The following is a 24,898-nucleotide window of genomic DNA, read 5'->3' as shown; positions in this document are numbered from 1 at the left end:
CACAGCGACGCGAACCTGTCACGGTTTGCTGCCTCTCGATGCCGCGTTCCGCGGCAGACCTGACACGAGCCACTGGGACGTCATGCAGATCCAAGACCTTCCGTATCCCGACCCGGGCGTGCCGGACGCGCGCTCGGGACCACGATTCCTCTGGTGGCTCTTCCGGAACCAGGCGGGCGGCCAGCTCAAGTCGCTGGCCTGGGGGCTGCTGCACTTCGTCTCCGTCTCCTCGTTGCCCTTCTGTGTCGGTCTCGCCGTGCAGGCCGTCGTCGACCGGTCCGGCGCCCGGCTCGCCCTGGCGGGCGGCCTGCTGGCCCTGGCCTGCGTCGGCAACGCCCTCGGCGACACCTTCCTGCACCGCACCGCCGTCACCAACTGGATCACCGCGGCGGCCCGGGTCCAGCAGTTGCTGGCCCGCAAGGCCGCCCTGCTGGGCTCCGCGCTGACCCGGCGGGTGGCGGCCGGTGAAGTGGTGGCCGTGTCCACCGGCGACGTGGAGAAGATCGGCTGGTTCGTGGAGGCGGTCTCCCGCTTCACCGCCGCCGCTCTGACCATCGTGCTGGTCTGCGTGGGGCTGGTCGTCTACGAACCGGCTCTCGGTGTCGTCGTCGTCATCGGTCTGCCGGTGCTGGCGCTCGCCGTGCTGCCGCTGCTGCCCCGGGCCACCCGGCGCGCCGACGTCCAGCGCGAGAAGGCCGGCCGGGCCACCGAACTCGCCTCCGACACCGTCGCCGGACTGCGGGTGCTGCGCGGTATCGGCGGCGAGGAACTCTTCCTCGACCGCTACCGCCACGCCTCCCAGGAGGTCCGCCACGCCGCCGTCCGCAGCGCCCGCATGTGGTCCCTGATCTCCGCGATCCAGGTGCTGCTGCCGGGTCTGCTGCTGATCGCGGTGGTCTGGTACGGCGTCCACCTGGCCCGCGACGGCCGGATCGGCGTCGGCGAACTCGTCACCGTCTACAGCTCGGTCATGATCCTCACCTATCCTCTCCGGCACTTCGAGGAGATCGCCATGGCGTACTCCTTCTCCCGGCCCTCGGCCAAGCGGGCCGCCGGGGTGCTGTCACTGGAGCGGGCCACCGACACGGACGGGTCCCGCGCGGCCGACCTGCCCACCGGGGACCTGTACGACCCGGCCACCGGTCTGCTCGCCCCCGCCGGCCGGCTGACCGCCGTGGTGTGCGGCGACCCCGACGCGGCCGGCCGGCTCGCCGAGCGGCTCGGCGGCCACCCCTCCGAGGAGGGCGCGTCCGTCCTGCTGGGCGGGGTGCCGCTGGACGAACTGCCGCTGGACTGCGCGCGGACGGCCGTCCTGGTCCAGGACAAGGACCCGGTGCTGCTGTCCGGCACCTTGCGCGAGCTGCTCGCCGTGCCCGCCTCCGGCGCCGTCGGCACCGCGGAGGCCCTCACCGCGGCCCGGTGCGAGGACGTACTGGCCGCGCTCGTCCAGGGCTCGGTCGGCGCCGAGGACCCGATGGACGCCCGGATCACCGAACGGGGCCGCTCCCTCTCGGGCGGCCAGCGCCAACGGCTCGCTCTGGCCCGCTCGCTGGTCACCGACCCGGAGGTGCTCGTCCTGGACGAACCCACCTCCGCCGTGGACTCGCACACCGAGGCCCGCGTCGCCGAGGGCGTGCGCGCGCTGCGGACGGGACGTACGACGGTGGTGTTCACCTCGTCACCGCTGCTCCTCGACCGCGCCGACCGGGTCGTGTTCCTGCACGACGGCGAGGCCGCGGCCGTCGGCACCCACCGCGAGCTCCTGCGCACCGACGCCCGGTACCGGGCGGTGGTCACCCGTGAGACCGACGAGGAGACCGCCGCCCACGAGGCGGCCACCCGTGAGACCGGCGAAGGGGCCGACGCCCACGAGGGAGCCCCGCGCGAGACCGGCGAGGAGGCTGCCGCCCACCGGGGGGCGGCGTCGCTGGTGAAGGCCGACGCCGAGGACAGCGGGTCCGCCTCCGGCGCCCTGGCCGGCGGAGTCCTCACCGAGGACGACGTACTGCACCGACTGGAAGAGATCGAGGAGACGGCATGATCGGCGTCGCGCCCCCGTCGTACGACCCGGCGGCCCCGACGACGGCGAGCACGCTGCCCGTCGGCGCCCCCGCGACCGTCCGCGCCTATGTGACGGAACTGCTGCGCCGGCACCGCCGCGCGTTCCTGCTCCTCGTCACCGTCAACACCGTCTCCGTGATCGCCTCCATGGCGGGCCCCTACCTCCTCGGAGGGCTGGTGGAACGGGTGTCGGACAATGCCCGCGAACTCCATCTGGGCCTGACCGCCGCCCTCTTCCTGGTCGCGCTCCTCCTCCAGGCGGCCTTCGTCCGCCAGGTCCGGCTGCGCGGGGCGATACTCGGCGAACGGATGCTGGCCGATCTGCGCGAGGACTTCCTGGTCCGGGCGGTCGGCCTGCCGCCCGGCGTCCTGGAACGGGCCGGCACCGGTGACCTCCTCTCCCGGATCACCACGGACGTCGACCGGCTCGCCAACGCCATGCGCGAGGCCGTGCCCCAGTTGGCGATCGGCTTCGTCTGGGTGGTGCTGCTGCTGGGCGGCCTCGTCGTCACGGCGCCGCCGCTGGCCCCGGCCGTGCTCCTCGCCGTGCCGCTGCTGGTGATCGGCTGCCGCTGGTACTTCCGGCGGGCGCCCGCCGCCTACCGCTCGGAGGCCGCCGGTTACGCCGCCGTGGCCGCCGCGCTCGCCGAGACCGTGGACGCCGGGCGCACCGTCGAGGCCCACCGCCTGGGCACCCGGCGCGTCGGCCTGTCCGACCGCCGGATCAAGGAATGGACGGCATGGGAGCGCTACACCCTGTGGCTGCGCTCGGTGCTGTTCCCCGTCATCAACGTCACCCACGTGACGGTGCTGGCCTCCGTGCTGATGATCGGCGGGGTGTTCGTCCTCCAGGGCTGGATCGGGGTGGGTCAGCTCACGACGGCGGCCCTGATCGCCCAGATGCTGGTCGACCCGGTCGGCCTCATCCTGCGCTGGTACGACGAACTGCAGGTGGCGCAGGTGTCGCTGGCCCGGCTGGTCGGTGTCCGGGACATCGAACCGGACGCCGGCGACGCCGCGCTGGTGCCCGACGGACGGGACGTGCACGCCGACCGGGTCCACTTCGGCTACCTGGAGGGCGTGGACGTCCTGCGCAAGGTCTCCCTGGAGGTCGCCCCCGGCACCCGGCTGGCGCTGGTCGGCCCCTCCGGTGCCGGCAAGTCCACCCTGGGCAGGCTGCTCGCGGGCATCTACGCTCCCCGGGCCGGCCGCATCACCCTCGGCGACGCGGACCTCTCCCGGATGCCCGCCGAACGGGTGCGTTCCCACGTCGCCCTCGTCAACCAGGAGCACCACGTCTTCGTAGGCTCCCTGCGCGACAACCTGCGGCTCGCCCGGGGCGCCGCCACCGACGCCGAGCTGTGGGCCGCGCTGGGCGCGGTCGACGCGGACGTCTGGGCCCGCGGCCTCGACGAGGGCCTGGACACCGAGGTCGGCTCGGGCGGCGTCGCGCTCACCCCGGCGCAGGCCCAGCAGATCGCGCTGGCCCGTCTGGTGCTGGCCGACCCGCACACCCTGGTCCTGGACGAGGCGACCTCGCTCCTCGACCCGCGGGCGGCCCGGCATCTGGAACGGTCCCTCGCCCGGGTCCTGGACGGCCGCACCGTGATCGCCATCGCCCACCGGCTGCACACCGCCCACGACGCGGATGTCATCGCCGTCGTCGAGGACGGCCGGATCACCGAGCTGGGCAGCCACGACGAGCTGGTCGCGGCGGACGGTGCCTACGCGGCCCTGTGGCGGTCGTGGCACGACTGACCCGTCCATGACGCGGGACCGGGACGCGGCGCCGGACGCCGGGGACCTGGGGGACGCTCCCGGGCCCCGGTGCCGCGCGGTGCCGTTGCGCGGTCCCGAACGGGGGTGGAACTCTGGGAGGAGGCAGCGGCTCCGGCAGGACCCGTGAGCGAGGTGGTCCGGTGCCGGGCGGCTCTCGCGGCCGGCGCTGCGGCGGCCCGGCCGGGGCCGTCGTGACGCGGGGCCCGTCCCCACTCCCTGGAGGTGTCCGTGAACAGTGCCGGTGGATGGGGAGACGACGTCTACCAGCCCGACGGTTCCGAACAGCGGGAGGACACCGGGCTGCTCGACGGGGAGGACACCCTGGAGTACGACGGTGTCGACGATCCCCTCGACCGGGGCTGGTCCCCGCCGGAACGCCCCTGGGCAGTGGAGCACGCCGGTGTGACGGCGGCGGAACGCCGGCGGGGCGAGACCCTCGACCAGCGGCTCGCCGAGGAGACACCGGACGTCCTCGCCCCCGACGGCGACGGCCTCGGCGACTCCCCGGACACCGACGGTGAACTCCTGGATGCCGAGGTCGGTGCCGCCCGCTCCGGCCGGCTGGTGGCCCCCGACCAAGGGGCCCGCGAGGACGAGGAGCCCGCGCTGGTCGCCACCGACGTCGGCATCGACGGCGCCGCGGCGTCCGCCGAGGAGGCCGCGGTGCACGTCGTCGACGAGGACACCCTGCCCCGCTGAACCCCGGGTGACCGCCTCGGGGGCGGCCGGCCCGCCCGAACCCGCCACTGAACCGGCGCCGCAGAAGGAGCAGCCATGCAGCAGGACAAGCACCCCGACTACCATCCGGTGGTCTTCCGCGACCGCGCCGCCGGTTACGCCTTCCTCACCCGGTCCACCGCGACCAGCGACCAGACCATCGACTGGGACGACGGCGAGACGTACCCGGTGGTGGACGTCGAGATCTCCTCCGAGAGCCACCCCTTCTACACGGGCAAGGCCCGGACGGTGGACACGGAGGGCCGCATCGCCCGCTTCGAACGCCGCTACGGCGGCAAGGACGACCCGGGCTCCGCCGCCGGGACGGGCTGAGCGCGGGGGTGCGGCCGGACGTCCGGGGCGGGACGTCAGATGACGTTGAGCGCCGCCGCGCAGCCCACTCCGCCGAGCACCATGAACGCGGGCATGAGCACCTTCAGCTCCACCCAACTGCCCGCCCGGAACCGCAGGAACTTGGGCGGACCCACCGGGTACCAGCGCTTGCGGCCCACCGGGACGGGCCAGAGTATCGGGCAGCCGGACACGGTCAGCGCGTCCCCGATGTCGTGCACCAGCGCTCCCAGCACGACGGGCAGCCCCAGCCACACGTACTCCTGGCCCGGCTCGGTGAACAGCCAGTCCGCCCCGCCGGGCGTCGTGTCCAGTGTCCCGGCGAGAATCCAGGCGCTGGTCGCGGCCAGCAGCCAGACCAGGACGTCGCTGCTGGAGCCGCGGGCCGCCCGCCACAGCAGCCCCTCGATGGCCAGCACCATGTGGACGAAGAGGATGGCCAGCACACCCCAGCGGTCCCCCACGACCGCCACGGCCGAGGAGCCGGCGCCGATCAGGACCGCCCACAGCCAGGTGTGCGTCAGCGTCCGGTGCCCGCCGGAGCGGCGCGGGTCGCCCTGCTTCTTGGTGGCCTTGTAGACGGCGTACGACAGCTTGTCGACGATCTCGCACAGCCCCCGCGAGACGGGTCCGAAGGCCCGCGAGATGGTGGCGGCCTTGTGGTCCAGGTCCGGGGCGAGCGCGGCGCCGGCGCAGATCAGCGCGCCGACCAGCAGGACCGGCCAGGGCATCGGGCGCCCGGCCGCGGCGGTCGCCGCTCCGACGCCCAGCCAGGCGGCGGCACCCGACAGTGAGTGTGCTGGTCCCATCATCGGCGCTGCCCGCCCCATCCCTCGTGTGCCGCTGTCCGCTCGACCGGGCACGCTGACGCTCCGTCGGCGCCCCAGCGTAGCGTTCGCGATCTTCGTCTCCGCAGCCGATTCCCGCATCGGGGTCCGGGCCAGGCAAGATGGGGGCGTGACCCTCATCGATCAGTTGCCGCCGACCGCCGACCCCGACGCCCTCTACGAAGCCTTCGAGGCGTGGTCCCAGGAACGCGGTCTCACCCTCTATCCCCACCAGGAGGAGGCGCTGATCGAGGTGGTCTCCGGCGCGAACGTGATCGTGTCCACGCCCACCGGCTCCGGCAAGAGCATGATCGCGGCGGGTGCGCACTTCGCCGCCCTGGCCCGGGACGAGGTCACCTTCTACACCGCGCCGATCAAGGCGCTGGTGTCGGAGAAGTTCTTCGAGCTGTGCAAGCTCTTCGGCACCGAGAACGTCGGCATGCTGACCGGCGACGCCTCCGTCAACGCCGACGCCCCGGTCATCTGCTGCACCGCCGAGGTGCTGGCCTCGATCGCCCTGCGGGACGGCAAGGACGCGGACGTCGGCCAGGTCGTGATGGACGAGTTCCACTTCTACGCGGAACCGGACCGCGGCTGGGCCTGGCAGATCCCCCTGCTGGAGCTTCCGCAGGCCCAGTTCGTGCTGATGTCCGCCACCCTCGGTGACGTGTCCTTCTTCGAGCAGGACCTCGCCCGCCGCACCGGCCGCCCCACGGCGGTGGTCCGCTCGGCGACCCGCCCGGTGCCCCTGTCGTACGAGTACCGCTACACCCCGCTCACCGAGACGCTCACCGATCTGCTCCAGGCCCGGCAGGCGCCGGTCTACATCGTGCACTTCACGCAGGCGCAGGCCGTGGAGCGGGCGCAGGCGCTGATGAGCATCAACATGTGCAGCCGTGAGGAGAAGGACCGGATCGCCGAACTGATCGGCAACTTCCGTTTCACCACCAAATTCGGCCGCAACCTCTCCCGTTACGTGCGGCACGGCATCGGCGTGCACCACGCCGGCATGTTGCCGAAGTACCGGCGTCTGGTGGAGAAGCTCGCGCAGGCGGGTCTGCTGAAGGTCATCTGCGGCACGGACACCCTCGGTGTGGGCGTCAACGTGCCCATCCGCACCGTGCTGTTCACCGCCCTGACCAAGTACGACGGCAGCCGGGTGCGCACCCTGCGCGCCCGTGAGTTCCACCAGATCGCCGGGCGGGCCGGACGCGCGGGCTTCGACACCGAGGGGTTCGTCGTCGCCCAGGCACCCGAGCACGTCATCGAGAACGAGAAGGCCCTCACCAAGGCCGGCGACGATCCGAAGAAGCGCCGCAAGGTGGTCCGCAAGAAGGCGCCCGAGGGCTTCGTCGCCTGGTCGGAGCAGACCTTCGAAAAGCTCATCGAGTCCCAGCCGGAGCCGCTGACGTCCCGTTTCCGGGTGACGCACACGATGCTGCTGTCGGTGATCGCCCGGCCCGGCAACGCCTTCGAGGCGATGCGGCATCTGCTGGAGGACAACCACGAGCCGCGCAAGCAGCAGTTGCGGCACATCCGGCGGGCCATCGCCATCTACCGGTCGCTGCTGGACGGCGGCATCGTCGAGAAGCTCGGCACACCGGACGCGGAGGGCCGGATCGTCCGCCTGACGGTGGACCTCCAGCAGGACTTCGCGCTGAACCAGCCGCTGTCCACCTTCGCCCTGGCCGCCTTCGAACTGCTTGACCCGGAGTCGCCGTCGTACGCGCTGGACATGGTGTCCGTGGTGGAGTCCACGCTGGACGACCCGCGGCAGATCCTGGCCGCCCAGCAGAACAAGGCGCGCGGCGAGGCGGTGGCCGCGATGAAGGCGGACGGCGTCGAGTACGAGGAGCGCATGGAGCGGCTCCAGGAGATCACCTACCCGAAGCCCCTGGAGGAGTTGCTCTTCCACGCGTACGACACGTACCGCAGGAGCCACCCCTGGGTCGGCGACCATCCGCTGTCGCCGAAGTCGGTGATCCGGGACATGTACGAGCGGGCGATGTCCTTCACCGAGCTGGTCTCGTACTACGAGCTGGCCCGCACCGAGGGCATCGTGCTGCGCTACCTCGCCAGCGCCTACAAGGCCCTGGACCACACCGTCCCCGACGACCTGAAGTCGGACGACCTCCAGGACCTGGTCGAGTGGCTCGGCGAGATGGTGCGCCAGGTCGACTCCAGCCTGCTGGACGAGTGGGAGCAGTTGGCCAACCCGGAGGTGATGACCGCCGAGGAGGCCCAGGAGAAGGCCGACCAGGTGCGTCCGGTCACCGCCAACGCCCGTGCCTTCCGGGTCCTCGTCCGCAACGCCATGTTCCGCCGCGTGGAACTGGCCGCCCTCGACCAGGTCGACGAACTCGGCGAGATGGACGCCGACTCCGGGTGGGACGCGGACGCCTGGGGCGAGGCCATGGACAAGTACTGGGACGAGTACGAGGACCTCGGCACCGGTCCGGACGCGCGTGGCCCGAAGCTGCTGGTGATCGAGGAGCAGCCGCAGAACCGCCTGTGGCGCGTCCGCCAGATCTTCGACGACCCCAACGGCGACCACGACTGGGGCATCAGCGCGGAGGTCGACCTGGTGGCCTCCGACGCCGAGGGCCGGGCGGTCATCCGCGTCACCGACGTCGGCCAGTTGTGAACACAGGAGAACAGCACCCATGACGAACCCGGCCGAAAAGCTGGTCGACCTGCTCGACCTGGAGCAGATCGAGGTCAACATCTTCCGTGGCCGCAGCCCGGAGGAGTCCCTGCAGCGGGTCTTCGGCGGCCAGGTGGCCGGCCAGGCGCTGGTCGCCGCGGGCCGCACCACGGAGGGCGACCGCCCGGTGCACTCGCTGCACGCGTACTTCCTGCGTCCGGGCCGGCCGGGTGTGCCCATCGTGTACCAGGTCGAGCGGGTGCGGGACGGCCGGTCGTTCACCACGCGCCGGGTCACCGCGGTGCAGCAGGGCCGCACGATCTTCAATCTCACCGCCTCCTTTCACAAGCCTGAGCAGGGGAGTTTCGAGCACCAACTGCCGCCGGCCCGCAAGGTTCCGGACCCGGAGTCGCTGCCGACGGTCGCCGACGAGGTGCGGGAGCACCTGGGCGGGCTGCCGGAGCAGTTCGAGCGGATGGCGCGTCGGCAGCCCTTCGACATCCGCTATGCCGACCGGCTGCGCTGGACCGCCGAGGAGATCACGGACGCCGAGCCGCGCAGCGCCGTGTGGATGCGCGCGGTGGGCCCGCTCGGCGACGACCCGCTCGTGCACACCTGCGCCCTGACCTACGCCAGTGACATGACGCTGCTGGACGCCGTGCGTATCCCGGTGGAGCCGCTGTGGGGGCCTCGGGGGTTCGACATGGCGTCGCTGGACCATGCCATGTGGTTCCACCGTCCGTTCCGCGCGGACGAGTGGTTCCTGTACGACCAGGAGTCGCCGATCGCGACCGGCGGGCGGGGACTGGCCCGGGGCCGGATCTACGACGTCGAGGGGCGTTTGCTGGTGTCGGTCGTCCAGGAAGGGCTGTTCAGAGCGCTGTAGCGCGGACGGGACGAACGGCGCGGAGGGTGTCGACGGGCCTGGCTGTAGCGCTGGGGCGCCGTGGTGCCGGGGGCCGTGGTGCCGTCAGGTTCCGCGGCGCAGCCGGCCGAGCAGGCGGCGGGATCGGGCCGTGCCCGGGGCGGGTCTCCGGACTGGTTGCCGCGCGGGGCGATGAGCGCGCGCCGTGTCCACCGCGCGTGCCGGGTCCGTGCGGAGGCGAGGGTGACGCGTCGGCCGCCTCCCCGTCGTCGGGGACGAGTTCCCGGGCCGCGCGGCCCGGTGTGATCCGGGTGTCGCGGGCGGGCGGGCCCAGGTCGGTGGTGGTCCTGGTCTCAGGCGTGACAGCGTGGCCGGACATGGTCGTCTCCCCCGTGGAGTCCGTTCGGCGGACGCCGTGTGCGCCCGCCGGACAAAAACCGTAGCCGCTTCGGCGGAAGTCCCGCCGAGCCTGTGGACAACTCTGCGGACACCACCGAGGGAGACGGGAAAATGCCAGGTCAGAGCGTTATGGCAGCGTTCGCTCAGGCTGTCGGGCGTCGACGTCGAGGTGTTCGCCGACCCGGTTCACCAGCAGGGTCATCTCGTACGCTATCTGCCCCAGATCGGCGTCCGCGGCACTGAGCACGCACAGGCAACTGCCCGAGCCGGCCGCGGTGACGAACAGCACCGCGTCCTCGAACTCGATCATCGTCTGCCGTACCTGCCCGGCGCCGAAGTGGCGGCCCGATCCCTTGGCCAGGCTGTGCAGTCCGGAGGAGACGGCGGCGAGGTGCTCGGCGTCCTCGCGTCGCAGGCCCGTACTCGCCCCGGTCACCAGCCCGTCGTTGGACAGCACCAACGCGTGCCGCACATGGTCGATGCGCTCGGTCAGGTCGTCCAGCAGCCAGCCGAGTTTCTGATTCTGCGCCATCGTCCGCTCTCCCCGTGCGATGTCCCCCTTCCCCGGGGGGATCTGTCAGCCAGCCTTCCCCACGGTCCGGCTCCGGGCAAGGAGGATGAGGCCATGGCACAGAAGATGACCGATGAGGAGTGGCGGGCGTTCATTTCGAACGGCACCCGCACCGGAAAACTCTGCACCGTCCGCGCGGACGGAAGCCCGCACGTGGCGCCGATCTGGTTTCTGCTGGACGGGGACGAGATCGTGTTCAACACCGGGAAGGACACCGTCAAGGGACGCAATCTGACCCGGGACGGCCGGATCGCCCTCTGTGTGGACGACGACCGGCCGCCGTTCCACTACGTCGTGATCCAGGGCCGAGCCCGTGTCTCGGAGGACCTCGGGGAACTCCGGCACTGGGCCGCCCGGATCGGCGCCCGGTACATGGGCGAGGACCGCGCGGACGAGTTCGGCGCCCGTAACGGAGTCCCGGGGGAACTGCTGGTCCGGGTCACCGTGGACAAGGTTCTCGCGCAGAAGTCCGTGGCGGACTGAGCCCGGTTTCTCGCGGCCGGCCGGCTCACCTGGCCGAGCAGCCGGGCGGTGCCCAGCCGCCCGGCGCGTTCGGCGGGCCGGATCGGCGTATCCCGGTGGGAGTTCGAAGGCCGCCAGGAGTGTCCCGAGGTTGCGCCGGGACGAACGCATCACGCTCGAACGCGCGTCCTGCGTCGTCCGTCGGGGTGCGGGATCATGCGGAGCATGAGTGACGACCACACGCGCGTGCAGGAGTTCTTCACCGCCCGCGCCGCCGGCTGGGACAGGAAGTTCCCGGACGACGGCCCCGTCTACGCGGCCGCGGTCGCCGAGCTGGGTCTGCGCCCCGGCGACCGCGTCCTGGACGCCGGTTGCGGCACCGGGCGGGCGCTGACGCCGCTGCGGGCGGCCGTGGGCGCCTCGGGGGTGGTACTCGGGGCCGATCTGACGCCTGCCATGCTCCGGGCCGCCGCAGAGGCCGGGCGGGATCGTGACGGGCGGTTGCTGCTGGCCGACGTCGCGGCGCTGCCGTTGCGCACGGGGTCGCTGGACGCGGTGTTCGCGGCGGGGCTCATCGCCCATCTGCCCGATCCGGCGGGGAACCTGCGGGAGCTGGCGCGCGTGGTGCGTCCCGGCGGCTCGCTGGCCCTGTTCCACCCGGTGGGCCGGGCGGCGCTGGCGGCCCGGCAGGGGCGCCGGATCACGCCGGACGATCTGCGCGCGGAACCCAATCTGCGTCCGCTGCTGGCCGCTTCGGGGTGGCGCCTGACGTCGTACGTGGACGAGGACGCCCGCTTCCTGGCCCTCGCCGTCCGCGAGGACTGACCCTCGGGGCTGTCCTGGCCTGGGAGACCGTCCGAATCCTCGGCGGCTGACGAACGCCCTCTTCTGCCGACGGGGCCGTTTCTCTACGTTGAGGAGGCGAGGAGCGCGAAAGGTGGCAACGGCGAGGGCAGTCGCGGAGGGGGAAGGTGGTCGGCTTGTTCGGCGCAGTGCGCAAGGCGTGGAGGAGTCTGGTCGGGACGGTCGGCGTCCCGGAGAACGGCGGGCGGGACGGTCACGCGCACAACCTCTTCGAGGCGGCCGCCGCCTACGTCACGGCGTATGCGGAAGACGATCAGGAACGGCTCGACGAAGCGGCGGGCTGGGTGTCGCCGGAGGCACTGTCGTTCGGCGTGAACGAACTGGCGTGCCGGGCCGTGGTGGCGCTCGCGCGGGAGCACCGCCGGCCGCCGCAGGACGTGGCCCGTGCGCTGCTCGGCCTTCCGGCCGCCTCCTGACGAGCCCGACCGCGTGGTCGTTTCGCCCCGTCCCGTCGGATAACCGCAGCTAGCGCGCGTCGGGGAGTCGTGACAAGCGGCTTCCGGCGGCATTAGGGTGCGCGCCGATGGTCGAACCGATGGGGAGGCTGCAATGGCCGGGACGGGCGAGGACGCCGTCGCCGCCGAGGATGACGCGCTCTATGTGCTCACCGCGGTGCTGCTGACGCCGGCGAAGTTCCCGAGCGTGCTCGGCGACGACTATCCGGAGGCGTGCGCGGCGCTCGGTCTCGCACCGCTCGCGGACGGCTACGGCCTGGTGCTGGGTCAGGACGGTGACGGCGCCCGGTGGACCGTCGTGATCGACGATGTGTCGCTGGTCGCCGTGGCCATCGCGTCCTGGGACTGCGGTATGGAGCACGACCTGTCGCCGGACGAGCGGACGGTCGTCGCCGCGCTGCCCGGCTGGCCCCTCGCGGTCGCCGTGGCGGCACCGGGCGTACCGGCACCGCACGATCCCGCCCCCGGAACCGACGGCCGGCCCGCACTGCGGCCGCCCGACACCAGCTCCTGGGGGCCGGCGCAGCGCCGCCTCGGGGCCGACGAGATCGCGCTCCAGTGGACGCAGTGGCGGGAACAGGTCGCCGACATCCCGGCTCCGGACACCGACGCGTCCGACACGGCGGCCGGGGACCCGGGCGAGGAAGCGGACGGCGGCGCCGAGGGCAGCGCCGGCGGCGGGCGCACGGGGCAGGAGGACAGCGTGGTGCGCCGGGTGCTCGCACAGGCCCGCGCCTATACCGAGAGTCCGCCGCCGCTCGGCCGGGCCCGGTCGTCGTTCGCGCCGGGCGAGGCCCGCACCCTGCGTGCCGACGGTCCCGGCTGGTCGCTGGTGGCCAGGACCGACGACATCGCGTTCATCCTGCTCGACGAGGAGCCCGGCCAGGTCGTCCCGGTCCAGCGGGGACCGGAGCTGCCGGGCCTCCTGGAGGCCCTCGACAAGATCGCCGTACGCCCCCTCTGAACCGGTCGGCGTCCCGGCCCCCTTCCCTGGGCCCGACTCCCTTCCCGCGTCCCGGTCCACTCCCTCGCGTCCCCCACCGACTGTTCCCTCCGCCCATGCCTCGCTCTCGTGCCATGTGTTTCCCACCCATGGTCGGGGCGGGGTGGGGCCCGCACGATGGGGCGGATTTCCGCTCCGCTCCCCCGACCTCACCATGGTCGACTGGCTGGAGCGGGACACCGCGCAGCCCGCGGACCGGGTGATCGGCAGGCCCGCGAACGGCGATGTGCTCGGCTCCTGCACCCTGACCGACCCGGGCACGGCCCGGCACCAGCGTCCGGTGCGGCGGCTCAGCGGCCCAGTTCCTTCCGCGTGGTCCGGCGCAGCCTGCGCCGCTGCGAGGGGTCGAGCGTGAGGTACGCGGCGGCCGGGACCCCCAGGACTATCAGGAGGGCGGCCCACCAGGGCAGCCAGATGAGCAAGATGAGTCCGACCGCCACACCCCCTGCGGCGATCTTGGCGTTCTTCGACATGACGTCGCCTCCTCCGCGGCCATTGCCGCTCTCTGTTCTGAAAACGGGTCCGCGTCCGCCGCGGTTCCGAGCCGCGACCCTGAGACGTCCCTGAGTCCTGACCCCTACTCGCCCCCGAGAAGCCGCCCGCTCGGCTCTCCGGCGGTCCTCCCGACGGTCTGCCCGGGGCCCGGGACGTCTCTTCCTGCATGGTGGCCCAGGAACCGGCCGACCGCACCTGACATGCCGCCGCTGTGCTGTACACTCGGCGACCCCGTCAGCTAGTCAAATTTGAGGAATAACGCCATCGCCGAGCAGCCGCCTCCTCCGGCCACCCTGTCGGAGATCTCCGAACTGGCCCGTTGTCACGCAGTGTTCCTGCCCGGCGACCCCGCCCGTACCGGCCGGGTCGCCTTCTGGCGGTCCGACGGCGCGGCGCCCCCTGCCATCACCGCGGCTCCCCCGACGGACCTGACGGTCGTCGTGCCCGCCGACGGCGGCGTCGAGACGGTCGAGGTTCCCGCCGTACTGCTGCCGGTGCGGACGGCGTTGCCGGTGCTCACGCGCGCCCGTGCCGCCCCGGGCGGGGACCGGGCGGCCGTGTTCTGGGGCGCGGCGGCCGGGCACGCCCTGCACGTGGTGGCGCGCGGACTGCTGCTGCCCGGCCTGTCCGCGGCCGATCACGACGCCTGGCGTGCCGGTCCACTGCCCGCCGAGGACACGGAACGGCTCCGCTGCCTGGCCGCCGCGATGCCGCCCGAGGCGCACGCCGTGCCGGTGGACGGCGCCGGACCCTTGCGGCTCCCCGACCCCGAACGCCTGGTGCGTGCCTTCCTGGACGCGGTCGCCGACGCCCTCCCCCGCTCCCCCGCCGCCCCGCTGGTGACGGGCGGGCCCGCCTACGCCGCGCGGGAGGCGCTGCACCGCCGCGGGTTCCGCGCGTGGGCGGACGACGTCGCCGCCGGTCACGACGCGGGCGTCCGGCTCTCGCTGCGCGTCGAGGTGAGCGCAGCGACAGCCGAGGACCCGGACGCCGCCCCGGTGTTCCGGATCGTGCCGCAGGTGCACAGCGTGAGCGACCCGGCGCTCGTCGCGGACGCCGCCGATGTCTGGGCCGGTGCGGCGGGCGATGCCCTCGGCCCGCGCGCCCGGGTGGACGCCCTGCTGGCGCTGCGCCGGGCGGCACGCGCCTGGCCCCCGCTGACGCCGCTGCTGTCGGCCGCCGTGCCCGATGCCGTGGAGCCCGCCGACGAGGAGATCGCCGAACTCCTCGGAGCCGGCGCCCGCGCCCTGGCGGGTGCCGGAGTGGATGTGCACTGGCCGCGTGGACTGGCCCGTGGGCTGACCGCCCGCGCGGAGATCGGGCCGTCCGGCGACGAGCCGGGGCCGGGCACGTTCTCCGGCGACGAGCCGGGGCCGGGCACGTTCTCCGGCGGCGGCGGGCCCGGTTTCTTGTCCGCCGACGCGCTGCTCGCCTTCTCCTGGCGGTTCGCCCTCGGCGACGAGCGCCTCACGCGCGAGGAACTGGACCGGCTCGCCGAGGCGAACCGGCCGGTGGTGCGGCTGCGCGACCAGTGGGTGCTCGTCGACCCCGAGGAAGCGCGCCGGGCCCGCGCCCGGCAGGACCACAAGCTCACGCCCGTCGACGCGCTCGCCGCGGCCCTGACGGGCTCCGCGGAGGTCGACGGTGACCGGGTCGAGGTACGGCCCACGGGGTGGCTGGCGGCCCTGCGGGAGCGACTGGCCGATCCCGAGCACCAGGAGCCGGTCGAGCAGCCGCCCGCCCTGGCCGCGACGCTCCGCGACTACCAGCGGCGGGGGCTGAACTGGCTGGCCCGGATGACCTCTTCCGGCCTGGGCTGCTGTCTGGCCGACGACATGGGACTCGGCAAGACGATCACCCTGATCGCCCTGCACCTGCACCGGCAGACCGATCCGTCGGCCGCCGGGCCCACCCTGGTGGTCTGTCCGACCTCGCTGATGGGCAACTGGCAGCGGGAGATCGAACGGTTCGCGCCCGGCACGCGCGTGCGTCGCTTCCACGGCGCGCGACGCGACCTGGACGGCCTGGCGGACGGCGAGTTCGTGCTCACCACCTACGGCACCATGCGCCTGGACGCGCGGCAACTGGCCGAGGTGCCCTGGGGCATGGTCGTCGCGGACGAGGCCCAGCACGTGAAGAATCCCTACTCGGCGACCGCGCGGCAGCTCCGCACCATCGGGGCACGCGCGCGCGTGGCGCTCACCGGCACCCCGGTGGAGAACAACCTCTCGGAGCTGTGGGCGATCCTGGACTGGACCACCCCGGGACTGCTGGGGCGGCTGGGCACGTTCCGCAGGCGCTACGCCCAGGCCGTCGAGGGCGGGCAGGACCCGGCCGCCGCGGAGCGACTGGCCCGGCTGGTGAGGCCGTTCCTGCTGCGCCGCCGCAAGTCGGACCCCGGGATCGCGCCCGAGCTGCCGCCGAAGACCGAGACCGACCACGCCGTGTCGCTGACCGCCGAGCAGACGGGCCTGTACGAGGCGGTCGTACGCGAGGCGCTCCAGGAGATCTCCGGCGCCGGCAGCATGGAGCGGCGCGGCATGATCGTGAAGCTGCTCACGGGCCTGAAGCAGATCTGCAACCACCCCGCGCAGTACCTCAAGGAGGACCGCCCCCGGATCGCGGGCCGCTCGGGAAAGCTGGAGCTGCTGGACGAACTGCTCGACACGGTCCTCGCCGAGGAGGCGGGCGTCCTGGTGTTCACCCAGTACGTGCGGATGGCCCGGCTGCTCGAACAGCACCTGGCGGACCGGGGCGTGGCCTCGCTGTTCCTGCACGGCGGGACGCCGGTCGCCGAGCGCGAGTCCATGGTGCGGCGCTTCCAGGACGGCGAGGTGCCCGTCTTCCTGTTGTCGCTGAAGGCGGCGGGCACCGGCCTCAACCTCACCCGCGCGGAACACGTCGTGCACTACGACCGCTGGTGGAACCCGGCCGTCGAGGCGCAGGCCACCGACCGCGCCCACCGCATCGGCCAGACCCGGCCGGTGCAGGTGCACCGGCTGATCGCGGAGGGGACCGTCGAGGACCGGATCGCCGCCCTGCTGAGCCGCAAGCGGCAACTGGCCGACGCCGTACTCGGCTCCGGTGAGGCGGCGCTGACGGAGCTGACGGACGCCGAACTGGCCGAGCTGGTGGAACTGCGAGGAGGGGCCCGATGAGCGGGTACGACGACGTGGAGCGGACGTTCGCCGCGCTGCCGCCCGCGCGGGGGCAGGCGTTCGCGCGGACCTGGTGGGGCCGGGCGTGGCTGAAGGCGCTGGAGGACACGGCCCTGGACGGTGAGCAGGTACGGACGGGCCGCCGGCTCGCACGCGCGGGAGCGGTCGGCGCGGTGTCGGTGCGGCCCGGCCGCGTCACCGCGATCGTCCAGGACCGGGACGGCACGGGGCACCGCGCCGATGTCCTCCTGGCGCGACTGGACGACGCCCAGTGGGACCGTTTCCTGAGCATGGCGGTCGAGCGGGGCGGTCATGTCGCCGCCCTGCTCGACCGGGAGATGCCCCCGCACTTGGTCGAGGACGCGGAGAGCGCCGGCATCGACCTGCTGCCCGGGGTGGGCGACCTGGAGCCGGAGTGCGACTGCGACGCCTGGGACCACTGCGGCCACACCGCGGCGCTCTGCTACCAGGTGGCACGGCTGCTGGACCAGGACCCGTTCGTCCTGTTGCTGATGCGCGGACGCGGGCAGCCGGCCGTCCTGGAGGCCCTCCAGGCGTACGGCGACGCGTCCGCCGGGGAGGCCGCCGCCCTGCCCGACGGGGTGGACGCCGCCGAGGCGTACGCGGCGGGGCACATCCTGCCGCCGCTGCCCGCTCCGCCGGTGCTCGGGGAGGAGTCGCCGGTGCCGCCGTCCCTGGACACCGACACCGCGCCGCCGCCCGGCGTCGATCCGGACGCGCTGGCGTTCCTGGTGTCCCGGACGGCGGCGGAGGCCCGCCGCCTGCTGCTGGACGCGCTGCGAACCGAGCACGAACACCAGGCACTTGCTGGTGAGTTGTCAGTCGCTCAGGACGCGGTACGGCTGGCCGCGGGCGACCCGGCACCGGCCGTGACCGCGCGGCTCGCCGACGGGTCGGGGCGCGACCGGGAGGACCTGGCCCTCGCGGTACGCGCGTGGCGGCTCGGCGGCCCGGCCGCGCTCGCCGTACTGGAGGAGGAGTGGACGCCGGAGGGGGAGACGCTCGCACGCGTGCGTGCCGCCCTGGAGACGGCCTGGGACGCGGACGAACGGCCCTCGCTGCGGGCCGGTGCCAACCACTGGACGGTCACCGGCTCACCGCATCAGCTACGGCTCGGCCGGGACGGCCGGTGGTGGCCGTACCGCCGGGAGAACGGCCGTTGGGTGCCAGCGGGCGGCGCGGCACAGGACCCGGCGACCGCGCTGGCCTCGGCGACGCTCACGCCCGGGGACGAGCCCTGACGGTCGCCCGGCCGTCAGGACGCTCAGGACGCTCCTGGGGTGGCGAGGGACGGGACCAGCGACTCCAGGCCGCTCGGCAGGTTGCTGGGGAACCCCGACGGCAGGGACGGCAGTTCGCTCGGCAGGTTGCTGGGGAGACCGCTCGGGAGGCTGCTCGGCAGCTCGGACGGGAGGCCGGGCGGGGGTGACGGACTCCCGCTGCTCTCGGCGGGCGGATTGTCGTCGGGCGGGTCGTCGCTTCCCGAGGACAGGACCACGACGACCGTGAGGGCGCCGGCCGCCACCAGCGCGGCGAGCAGCAGGATCAGCGCGTTCCGGCGCCTGCCGGGGTCCGGTCCCGTGCCGTGTCCGGGGCCGTCGGGTGGGGGCCCGTACCCGCCCGACGGCGGCCCGGGACCGCCCCCTGACGGTGGTACGTCACCCGGCGGTCCCGGGGGCCGAGGCGGTGGTGCGGGTGGCATGGCCATACCGACCAGGGTCGCCCCGGCCCGCCCAGGGCGCGAGCCCCCGCGCGGAAGTCGATACGGATGCGCGAGGGGACACCGGGGCGCCCCGCACCCGGCCCACCCCGGCCCAGCGCGCCGCGCACGACGCGGTGCACGGCGCGCATTCCCAGACGTGCTCCGGGGGCTCACACCCCCGGTCAGCCACCCGGGACACACGGCGGGCATCTCCCGGGACACGCGGCGAGCATCTCCCGAGGCACGCGGAGACGACCTCGCCAACACGCGCGAGGGGCGAGGTCGCCACCCCGCGCGTGCCGTCAGCCTCGCGCGCCGAGGAGGTGGTCCATGGCGAGCTGGTCGAGGTGTTCGAAGGCCATGCCGCGGGCGGCGGCGGCTTCGGCGTCGAACGTCTCGTAGGCGGTGGTGTCGGCGAGCAGTGCCTCCAGGCCGTCACCGGCGGTGGGCTGGGCGAGCTGGTCCAGCCGCGCCGCGCTCAGCGCCGCCCGCACCTGCGGGTCCGCGCGGAAGGCCGCGGCCCGCTCCTTGAGGATGAGGTAGTTGCGCATGCAGCCCGCCGCCGACGCCCACACCCCTTCCAGGTCCTCGGTGCGCGGGGGCTTGAAGTCGAAGTGCCGCGGACCGGCGTACCCGGCCGACTCCAGCAGATCCACCAGCCAGAACGCCGAACGCAGATCCCCCGCGCCGAAGCGCAGGTCCTGGTCGTACTTGATCCCCGACTGCCCGTTGAGGTCGATGTGGAACAGCTTGCCCGCCCACAGCGCCTGCGCGATGCCGTGCGGGAAGTTCAGCCCCGCCATCTGCTCGTGCCCCACCTCCGGGTTCACCCCGTACAGCTCCGGACGCTCCAGACGCTCGATGAACGCCAGCGCGTGCCCCACCGTCGGCAGCAGGATGTCCCCGCGCGGCTCGTTCGGCTTCGGCTCGATCGCGAACCTCAGGTCATAACCCTGCCCGGTGACGTACTCACCCAGCAGATCGAACGCCTCCTTCATCCGCTCCAGCGCATCCCGCACGTCCTTGGCCGCACCCGACTCCGCGCCCTCACGCCCGCCCCACGCCACATACACCTCAGCCCCCAGCTCCACCGCCAGGTCGATGTTGCGGATCGTCTTGCGCAGCGCGAACCTGCGCACATCCCGGTCGTTCGCCGTGAACGCACCGTCCTTGAACACCGGATGCGTGAACAGATTCGTCGTCGCCATCGGCACCTTCATGCCCGACGCGTCCAACGCCTGCCGGAACCGCTTGACACGCGCCTCCCGCTCCGACTCCGACGCCCCGAACGGGATCAGGTCATCGTCATGGAACGTCACCCCGTACGCGCCCAGCTCCGCCAGACGCCGCACCGACTCCACCGGTTCCAGCTCCGCCCGGGTCGCATCCCCGAACGGGTCCCTGCCCTGCCAGCCAACGGTCCACAGACCGAACGTGAACCTGTCCTCAGGGGTGGGCTGGTAACTCATGTCGCGGCTCCTTGCTCGCTTGCGCCTATTTCGTCATGGCGCTTTACAAATTAGTATGCGGACGCACTCCTGGGAAGGGACAAGATGTCCCCGAGGAGTGGTGCCGGGGTCGTCCAGACCCCGGCAACCCGGTAAAACCCCAGGTCAGGCCAGATCCCGCTGAGCCGCGGAAAAGGGAGTAACCCGATGTCAGCACCCGAGGGTCCGCTCGTCGTCGGCGTGGACACGTCCACCCAGTCCACCAAGGCACTGGTCGTCGACGCGGCCACCGGCCGGGTCGTCGCGAGCGGCCAGGCGCCGCACACGGTGTCCTCGGGCGCCGCCCGCGAGAGCGACCCGCGCCAGTGGTGGGACGCCTTGTGCGAAGCCCTGAGGCAGTGCGGTGAGCCGGCGCGCGACGCCGCCGCGGTGTCCATCGGGGGCCAGCAGCACGGGCTGGTCACGCTGGACGGCCGGGGCGAGCCGGTGCGTCCCGCGATGCTGTGGAACGACGTGCGTTCGGCGCCGCAGGCCCGGCGCCTGGTCGAGGAACTGGGCGGCCCGAAGGCGTGGGCGGAGCGCACGGGCAGCGTGCCGAGCGCCTCGTTCACGGTCACCAAGTGGGCCTGGCTGGCCGAGCACGAGCCGGAGTCCGTCCGCGCCACCAAGGCCGTACGGCTCCCCCACGACTACCTCACCGAGCGGCTGACGGGCGAGGGGACCACCGACCGCGGCGACGCGTCCGGCACCGGCTGGTGGGCGTCCGGCACGGAGGCGTACGACGACGAGACCCTCGCGCGTGTGGGGCTCGATCCGGCGCTGCTGCCCCGGGTGGTCCGGCCCGGCGAGGTGGCCGGCACCGTCCGCGAGGGCCGCGGGCTGCCGTTCGCCGAGGGCACCCTGGTCGCCCCGGGCACCGGCGACAACGCCGCCGCCGCGCTGGGCCTGGGCATCCAGCCCGGGGTGCCGGTGATGAGCCTGGGCACCTCGGGCACCGTGTACGCGGTGTCCCGGCACCGGACCGCCGACCCGACCGGCACCGTGGCCGGCTTCGCCGACGCACGCGGCGACTGGCTGCCGCTGGCCTGCACCCTGAACTGCACGCTCGCCGTCGACCGGGTCGCGGCCCTGCTGGGCCTGGACCGGGAGGCCGTCGAGCCCGGCACGTCCGTCACGCTCCTGCCCTACCTGGACGGCGAGCGCACCCCGCTGCTGCCGAACGCCTCGGGTCTGCTGCACGGGCTGCGCCACGACACCACCGGCGGCCAGTTGCTGCAGGCCGCCTACGACGGCGCCGTGCACGCGCTGCTGGGCGCGCTGGACCTGGTCCTCGACGCGGACGCCGACCCGGCCGCGCCACTGCTGCTGATCGGCGGCGGGGCCCGCGGCACGGCCTGGCAGCAGACGGTACGGAGGCTGTCGGGACGTCCGGTGCAGATCCCGGAGGCGCGGGAGCTGGTGGCGCTCGGGGCCGCGGCGCAGGCGGCCGGCCTGCTGACCGGGGAGGACCCGGCCGCGGTCGCCCGGCGCTGGAACACGGCCGCCGGTCCGGTGCTGGACGCCGTGGAACGGGACGAGGAGACCCTCGCGAGGATCTCCGGGGTACTCTCCGACGCGGCCCCGCTGCTGGAGCGGGGCACCCCCACGACCGACTGACGGACCAGGCCCCGCGAGGGGCGGGCACCCCGAGCGAGGACCGAGGAGGCATGACCGCACCGCCGCACAAGGCGCACCCGGCCGGACCCGGGCGTGCGCTGCCGGACACCCAGCAGGGGATGCGCCGGCGCAACCTCGCCCGGGTGATGCACACCGTCAGCGCCGAGGGGCCGCTCTCCCGCGCGGCCGTCGCCTCCCGGATCGGGCTGACCCGCGCGGCGGTGTCGACCCTCGTGGACGAGCTGATCCGCTCGGGTCTGCTGGAGGAACTGGGGCCCGAGCGGCCGGGCCGGGTGGGCCGGCCGGGGTCGGCGCTCGCCGTGAGCGCCGCCGGTCCCGCCGGGATAGGCGCGGAGGTCGGCGTCGACCACCTCGCGGTGTGCGCGGTCGACCTGCGGGGGCGGATACGGTCGCGGGCCGTGTGCCACGGCAGCAACCGCGGCCGCAGTCCGGAGCCGGTGCTCGGCCGGCTCGCCGGTCTGGTCCGGCGGGTCGTCGCCGAGGCCACGGCCGAGGGGCTGTGGCCGGCCGGGCTCGCGGTGGCGGTGCCGGGCCTGGTGGCGCGGGACGCCCGGACCGTCGTGCGGGCGCCGAACCTCGACTGGCACGACACGGACCTCGCTCCCCTGCTGCCCCTGGACGTGCCGCTGACCGTGGGCAACGAGGCCAACTTCGGCGCGCTCGCCGAACTCTGGCTCGGCGGGGGCGCGCCGCGTGACTTCCTGCATGTGTCGGCCGAGATCGGCATCGGCGCGGCGGTGGTCGTGGACGGGAAGCTGCTGCGCGGTACGCGCGGCTTCGCGGGCGAGCTGGGGCATGTCCCGGTGCGTCCCGACGGGCCGGAGTGCGCGTGCGGCGGGCGCGGGTGCCTGGAGCAGTACGCCGGTGAGGAGGCGGTGCTGCGCGCGGCCGGTCTGGAGCCGGGCGCGGACCGCGTCGGCGTGCTGGCCGAGCGCGCCGCGGACGGTGACGAGGGGGTACGGCATGCCCTGCGCGACGCCGGTACGGCGCTGGGGATCGCCCTGACCGGCGCGGTCAACCTGCTGGACCCGGAGGGCGTGGTGCTGGGCGGGGCCCTGGCCGGGCTGGCGCCCTGGCTGCTGCCGTCGCTGCGGGACGAACTGGCCCGGCGCACCGCGGGCCCGGCCTGCCCGGTGTCCGTGTCGGAACTGGGCTCTCAGGGCCCGCTGCTGGGGGCCGCGCACTCGGTGGTACGGGCCGTGCTGGACGATCCCGCGGCGGTGGCGGAACGGGCCTGAGCTGGCAGTGAGCAAGGGCTGCGCTGGGGCTGAGCTGGGACTGACCGGAGCGTGAGCTGATGCTCCCGGTCCGCTCGCCTCTCCGTCCGCTCGCCCTCTCCCGTGCGGCCCTCGCTCGGACGGGTGACGGAGTTTTCCACAGTCACGCCGTCGTCCACCGGAATTCCCGGCCTCCTTCTGCCCAACCCTGGGCCGTCGTACGGTGATTCATCCCTCGAACGGCTGAAAGGCGAACTCCATGGACCGAGTACGACCGCTGACCAGCAGACGACGGCTCCTCGCGGGCGGCGCCGCGCTCGCCGCCGCGCCCTGCGCGCTGTTCTCCGGCGCCCCCGCCGACGCGCGAGCGCGGGCCGCCGACTACCCGGACGCCGAGTGGCAGCCGGCGAGCAGTTCGAACTACACCAGGTCCAGCCGGCCCACGGCCTATCCGGTCGACTACGTGGTCGTCCACGTCACGCAGGAGACGTACGCCGACACCCTCGCCATCTTCCGTGACCCGCAGAAGAAGGTGTCGGCGCACTATGTGGTGCGGTCCGCCGACGGGCACATCGCGCAGTGTGTCCGCGAGGCCGACATCGCCTGGCACGCGGGCAACTGGGACTACAACACACGCAGCATCGGCATCGAGCACGAAGGGTGGGTGGACCAGCCGAGATACTTCACCGACGCGCTGTACGAGCGGTCGGCCGCGCTGACCGCGGCGCTCTGTGACAGGTACGGCATCCGCAAGGACCGGGCGCACATCATCGGACATCATGAGGTGCCGGGCAGCGACCACACAGACCCCGGTCCGCTGTGGGACTGGACCCGTTACATCAGATTGGTCAACTTCGCCTGACCGAACAGGGTGACGCCGCCTCACCCGGCAGTGCGACCCCGCCTGCCGCACGGCGGCCCGGACGCCCGTGCTCCGCCGGTCCGCACCCGCCCGTACCCGCCACCACCGGCCACCGCCTGCCCGTCATCGCTCGATCCCGGCGCCGGGATCACCGTAGTATCGGACGATCTCGTGGGGGGTGACGGGCATGGGCAGGCAGCGTCCCGATACGCCGACGCTGGAGGAGGTGGCCGCCCTGGCCGGCGTGGGGCGGGGCACCGTCTCCCGGGTCATCAACAACGCGGCCGGGGTGAGGGACTCGACCCGGCGTGCCGTGCAGCGGGCCATCAGCGAGCTGGGGTACGTCCCGAACCTCGCGGCGCGTTCACTGGCCGGGCGGCGGGCGGACGCGGTGGCGCTGGTGATGACGGAGACGGACTGGCGGATGGTGGGTGAGCCGTTCTTCACCGAGATCGTGCGGGCCGTGGGCGACGCGCTGGCCGACATGCCCGCCACGCCGGTGCAGTTGCTGCTCACCCTGGTCCGCACGGACGCCGAGCGGCGGCGCTTCGTGGAGTACGCCCGCGGCGGGCGGGTCGACGGTGTGCTGATGATGTCGGTGCACGCGGAGGACACGTTGCCGGACATGCTGGCCGAGGCCGGGTTGCCGACGGTGATGCTGGGGCGGCGTTCCGGTGAGGAGAGCGTCACCTACGTCGACGCGGACAACACCGGCGGTGCGCGGGGTGCGGTCGGGTATCTGCTGGAGCGGGGCCGTTCGGTGGTCGCGACCATCACGGGGCCGCTCGACATGTATGTCGCCGAGTGCCGGTTGCGGGGTTACCGGGAGGCGCTGGAGCGGGCGGGTGTGGAGGTGCGGTCCTCGCTGGTCGCGGAGGGGGACTTCACGCAGGAGAGCGGGCGCCGGGCGATGACGGGGCTGATCGAGCGGCATCCGGAGCTGGACGCGGTGTTCGCGGCGTCGGACACCATGGCCGCCGGGGCGCTGACCGCGCTGCTGGCGGCGGGGCGGCGGGTGCCGCAGGACGTCGCGGTGATCGGTTTCGACGACTTCCTGCTGGCCGAGCACACGGACCCGCGGCTGACGACGGTCCGGCAGCCGGTGGAGGAGATCGGCCGGGCGATGGTGCGGTTGCTGCTGGAGGAGATGGAGGACTCGGCGTCGGCCTGGCGGCACGTCATCCTCCGCACGGAGCTGGTGGTCCGGGACTCGGCCTGACCGGACGCCCCGGGAGCGCTCCCGGTCCTGCGCGGCTCCCCGCGCCCCTCCGTACGCATCTGGTGGTCCGGGGACTCGGCCCGACCGGACGTCCCGGGAGC

General features: G+C 73.5%; 21 protein-coding genes. 16 read left to right on the top strand and 5 right to left on the bottom strand.

The window, feature by feature from the left end; translation table 11 throughout:
* The first annotated feature begins 82 nt into the window (after nucleotides 1-82).
* From ACFY32_RS14365 to ACFY32_RS14350, 4 genes are all read left to right on the top strand, one after another.
* Nucleotides 83-2,041 carry an ABC transporter ATP-binding protein gene (locus tag ACFY32_RS14365; RefSeq protein WP_390674332.1) on the top strand — a complete coding sequence of 653 codons (1,959 nt, stop codon included), beginning with the start codon at nucleotides 83-85 and terminating at the stop codon, nucleotides 2,039-2,041.
* Nucleotides 2,038-3,819: an ABC transporter ATP-binding protein gene (locus ACFY32_RS14360; protein ID WP_359201409.1), complete on the top strand. Its 1,782-nt coding sequence runs from the start codon at nucleotides 2,038-2,040 to the stop codon at nucleotides 3,817-3,819. The genes ACFY32_RS14365 and ACFY32_RS14360 overlap by 4 nt, the downstream gene beginning before the upstream one ends.
* Before the next feature lie 249 nt (nucleotides 3,820-4,068).
* A complete protein-coding gene (locus ACFY32_RS14355) occupies nucleotides 4,069-4,539 on the top strand; it encodes a DUF5709 domain-containing protein (RefSeq protein ID WP_359201411.1) in 471 nt (156 codons plus the stop codon).
* Between the two features lie 75 nt (nucleotides 4,540-4,614).
* Nucleotides 4,615-4,890: a type B 50S ribosomal protein L31 gene (locus tag ACFY32_RS14350; RefSeq protein WP_359201413.1), complete on the top strand. Its 276-nt coding sequence runs from the start codon at nucleotides 4,615-4,617 to the stop codon at nucleotides 4,888-4,890.
* Nucleotides 4,891-4,925: 35 nt separating this feature from the next.
* Here the strand turns inward: ACFY32_RS14350 and ACFY32_RS14345 are convergent, their stop codons facing one another.
* A complete protein-coding gene (locus ACFY32_RS14345; RefSeq protein WP_359201415.1) occupies nucleotides 4,926-5,720 on the bottom strand; it encodes a metal-dependent hydrolase in 795 nt (264 codons plus the stop codon).
* 145 nt (nucleotides 5,721-5,865) lie between these two features.
* Between ACFY32_RS14345 and ACFY32_RS14340 the strand changes: the two genes are divergently transcribed.
* Nucleotides 5,866-8,379: a DUF3516 domain-containing protein gene (locus ACFY32_RS14340; protein ID WP_359201417.1), complete on the top strand. Its 2,514-nt coding sequence runs from the start codon at nucleotides 5,866-5,868 to the stop codon at nucleotides 8,377-8,379.
* A 19-nt stretch (nucleotides 8,380-8,398) separates the two neighbouring features.
* Nucleotides 8,399-9,265, top strand: a complete 867-nt coding sequence (locus ACFY32_RS14335; RefSeq protein ID WP_359201419.1) for an acyl-CoA thioesterase II — start codon at nucleotides 8,399-8,401, stop codon at nucleotides 9,263-9,265.
* 505 nt (nucleotides 9,266-9,770) lie between these two features.
* On the opposite strand, the gene ACFY32_RS14330 is transcribed toward ACFY32_RS14335, so the two are convergent.
* Complete coding sequence (locus tag ACFY32_RS14330) at nucleotides 9,771-10,175, bottom strand: roadblock/LC7 domain-containing protein (RefSeq protein WP_359201423.1); 405 nt, start codon at nucleotides 10,173-10,175, stop codon at nucleotides 9,771-9,773.
* Nucleotides 10,176-10,268: 93 nt separating this feature from the next.
* Between ACFY32_RS14330 and ACFY32_RS14325 the strand changes: the two genes are divergently transcribed.
* The 4 genes from ACFY32_RS14325 to ACFY32_RS14310 all read left to right on the top strand — a co-directional run bounded on the left by ACFY32_RS14325 (nucleotide 10,269) and on the right by ACFY32_RS14310 (nucleotide 12,959).
* Nucleotides 10,269-10,697, top strand: a complete 429-nt coding sequence (locus tag ACFY32_RS14325) for a PPOX class F420-dependent oxidoreductase (protein WP_359201425.1) — start codon at nucleotides 10,269-10,271, stop codon at nucleotides 10,695-10,697.
* 204 nt (nucleotides 10,698-10,901) lie between these two features.
* On the top strand, nucleotides 10,902-11,501 hold the full coding sequence (locus tag ACFY32_RS14320; protein WP_359201427.1) for a methyltransferase domain-containing protein: 600 nt from the start codon (nucleotides 10,902-10,904) through the stop codon (nucleotides 11,499-11,501).
* Nucleotides 11,502-11,656: 155 nt separating this feature from the next.
* A complete protein-coding gene (locus ACFY32_RS14315; RefSeq protein WP_390674331.1) occupies nucleotides 11,657-11,956 on the top strand; it encodes a hypothetical protein in 300 nt (99 codons plus the stop codon).
* 133 nt (nucleotides 11,957-12,089) lie between these two features.
* Entirely contained in the window at nucleotides 12,090-12,959 is an 870-nt protein-coding gene (locus ACFY32_RS14310) for a hypothetical protein (RefSeq protein WP_359201429.1), read from the top strand.
* 329 nt (nucleotides 12,960-13,288) lie between these two features.
* Here ACFY32_RS14310 and ACFY32_RS14305 read toward each other — a convergent pair whose 3' ends face one another.
* Nucleotides 13,289-13,471 (bottom strand): hypothetical protein, encoded by a 183-nt coding sequence (locus ACFY32_RS14305; RefSeq protein ID WP_359201431.1) that lies wholly within the window; start codon nucleotides 13,469-13,471, stop codon nucleotides 13,289-13,291.
* Nucleotides 13,472-13,741: 270 nt separating this feature from the next.
* On the opposite strand from ACFY32_RS14305, the gene ACFY32_RS14300 reads away from it, so the two are divergent.
* A complete protein-coding gene (locus ACFY32_RS14300) occupies nucleotides 13,742-16,651 on the top strand; it encodes a DEAD/DEAH box helicase (RefSeq protein WP_390674330.1) in 2,910 nt (969 codons plus the stop codon).
* Nucleotides 16,648-17,913, top strand: a complete 1,266-nt coding sequence (locus tag ACFY32_RS14295; RefSeq protein WP_359201435.1) for an SWF or SNF family helicase — start codon at nucleotides 16,648-16,650, stop codon at nucleotides 17,911-17,913. Before ACFY32_RS14300 ends, ACFY32_RS14295 begins: the two co-directional genes overlap by 4 nt.
* 23 nt (nucleotides 17,914-17,936) lie before the next feature.
* On the opposite strand, the gene ACFY32_RS14290 is transcribed toward ACFY32_RS14295, so the two are convergent.
* Complete coding sequence (locus tag ACFY32_RS14290) at nucleotides 17,937-18,380, bottom strand: hypothetical protein (RefSeq protein ID WP_359201437.1); 444 nt, start codon at nucleotides 18,378-18,380, stop codon at nucleotides 17,937-17,939.
* Nucleotides 18,381-18,676: 296 nt separating this feature from the next.
* Nucleotides 18,677-19,843, bottom strand: coding sequence for a xylose isomerase (gene xylA / locus ACFY32_RS14285; protein WP_390674329.1), 1,167 nt, complete (start codon nucleotides 19,841-19,843; stop codon nucleotides 18,677-18,679).
* Nucleotides 19,844-20,029: 186 nt separating this feature from the next.
* Between xylA and xylB the strand changes: the two genes are divergently transcribed.
* From xylB to ACFY32_RS14265, 4 genes are all read left to right on the top strand, one after another.
* Nucleotides 20,030-21,478, top strand: a complete 1,449-nt coding sequence (xylB, locus tag ACFY32_RS14280) for a xylulokinase (protein ID WP_359197355.1) — start codon at nucleotides 20,030-20,032, stop codon at nucleotides 21,476-21,478.
* Between the two features lie 50 nt (nucleotides 21,479-21,528).
* Nucleotides 21,529-22,737, top strand: coding sequence for an ROK family transcriptional regulator (locus tag ACFY32_RS14275; RefSeq protein WP_359197358.1), 1,209 nt, complete (start codon nucleotides 21,529-21,531; stop codon nucleotides 22,735-22,737).
* Nucleotides 22,738-22,975: 238 nt separating this feature from the next.
* Nucleotides 22,976-23,578 carry an N-acetylmuramoyl-L-alanine amidase gene (locus tag ACFY32_RS14270; RefSeq protein ID WP_390674328.1) on the top strand — a complete coding sequence of 201 codons (603 nt, stop codon included), beginning with the start codon at nucleotides 22,976-22,978 and terminating at the stop codon, nucleotides 23,576-23,578.
* 187 nt (nucleotides 23,579-23,765) lie between these two features.
* Nucleotides 23,766-24,797 carry a LacI family DNA-binding transcriptional regulator gene (locus tag ACFY32_RS14265; protein ID WP_359197363.1) on the top strand — a complete coding sequence of 344 codons (1,032 nt, stop codon included), beginning with the start codon at nucleotides 23,766-23,768 and terminating at the stop codon, nucleotides 24,795-24,797.
* The last annotated feature ends 101 nt before the right edge of the window (nucleotides 24,798-24,898 follow it).

This window comes from Streptomyces sp. NPDC000134 (assembly GCF_042899225.1).
Lineage (GTDB): Bacteria > Actinomycetota > Actinomycetes > Streptomycetales > Streptomycetaceae > Streptomyces.
Note: the sequence above shows the minus strand (reverse complement) of the source record. Positions and strands in the feature narration are given on the sequence as shown.

Bases quoted from the DNA above. Each gene is read 5' to 3' on its own strand.
- ACFY32_RS14365 (WP_390674332.1), top strand. From the start codon at position 83: ATGCAGATCCAAGACCTTCCGTATCCCGACCCGGGCGTGCCGGACGCG.
- ACFY32_RS14360 (WP_359201409.1), top strand. From the start codon at position 2,038: ATGATCGGCGTCGCGCCCCCGTCGTACGACCCGGCGGCCCCGACGACG.
- ACFY32_RS14350 (WP_359201413.1), top strand. From the start codon at position 4,615: ATGCAGCAGGACAAGCACCCCGACTACCATCCGGTGGTCTTCCGCGAC.
- ACFY32_RS14345 (WP_359201415.1), bottom strand. From the start codon at position 5,720: ATGATGGGACCAGCACACTCACTGTCGGGTGCCGCCGCCTGGCTGGGC.
- ACFY32_RS14335 (WP_359201419.1), top strand. From the start codon at position 8,399: ATGACGAACCCGGCCGAAAAGCTGGTCGACCTGCTCGACCTGGAGCAG.
- ACFY32_RS14330 (WP_359201423.1), bottom strand. From the start codon at position 10,175: ATGGCGCAGAATCAGAAACTCGGCTGGCTGCTGGACGACCTGACCGAG.
- ACFY32_RS14325 (WP_359201425.1), top strand. From the start codon at position 10,269: ATGGCACAGAAGATGACCGATGAGGAGTGGCGGGCGTTCATTTCGAAC.
- ACFY32_RS14320 (WP_359201427.1), top strand. From the start codon at position 10,902: ATGAGTGACGACCACACGCGCGTGCAGGAGTTCTTCACCGCCCGCGCC.
- ACFY32_RS14310 (WP_359201429.1), top strand. From the start codon at position 12,090: ATGGCCGGGACGGGCGAGGACGCCGTCGCCGCCGAGGATGACGCGCTC.
- ACFY32_RS14305 (WP_359201431.1), bottom strand. From the start codon at position 13,471: ATGTCGAAGAACGCCAAGATCGCCGCAGGGGGTGTGGCGGTCGGACTC.
- ACFY32_RS14295 (WP_359201435.1), top strand. From the start codon at position 16,648: ATGAGCGGGTACGACGACGTGGAGCGGACGTTCGCCGCGCTGCCGCCC.
- ACFY32_RS14290 (WP_359201437.1), bottom strand. From the start codon at position 18,380: ATGGCCATGCCACCCGCACCACCGCCTCGGCCCCCGGGACCGCCGGGT.
- xylA (WP_390674329.1), bottom strand. From the start codon at position 19,843: ATGAGTTACCAGCCCACCCCTGAGGACAGGTTCACGTTCGGTCTGTGG.
- xylB (WP_359197355.1), top strand. From the start codon at position 20,030: ATGTCAGCACCCGAGGGTCCGCTCGTCGTCGGCGTGGACACGTCCACC.
- ACFY32_RS14275 (WP_359197358.1), top strand. From the start codon at position 21,529: ATGACCGCACCGCCGCACAAGGCGCACCCGGCCGGACCCGGGCGTGCG.
- ACFY32_RS14270 (WP_390674328.1), top strand. From the start codon at position 22,976: ATGGACCGAGTACGACCGCTGACCAGCAGACGACGGCTCCTCGCGGGC.
- ACFY32_RS14265 (WP_359197363.1), top strand. From the start codon at position 23,766: ATGGGCAGGCAGCGTCCCGATACGCCGACGCTGGAGGAGGTGGCCGCC.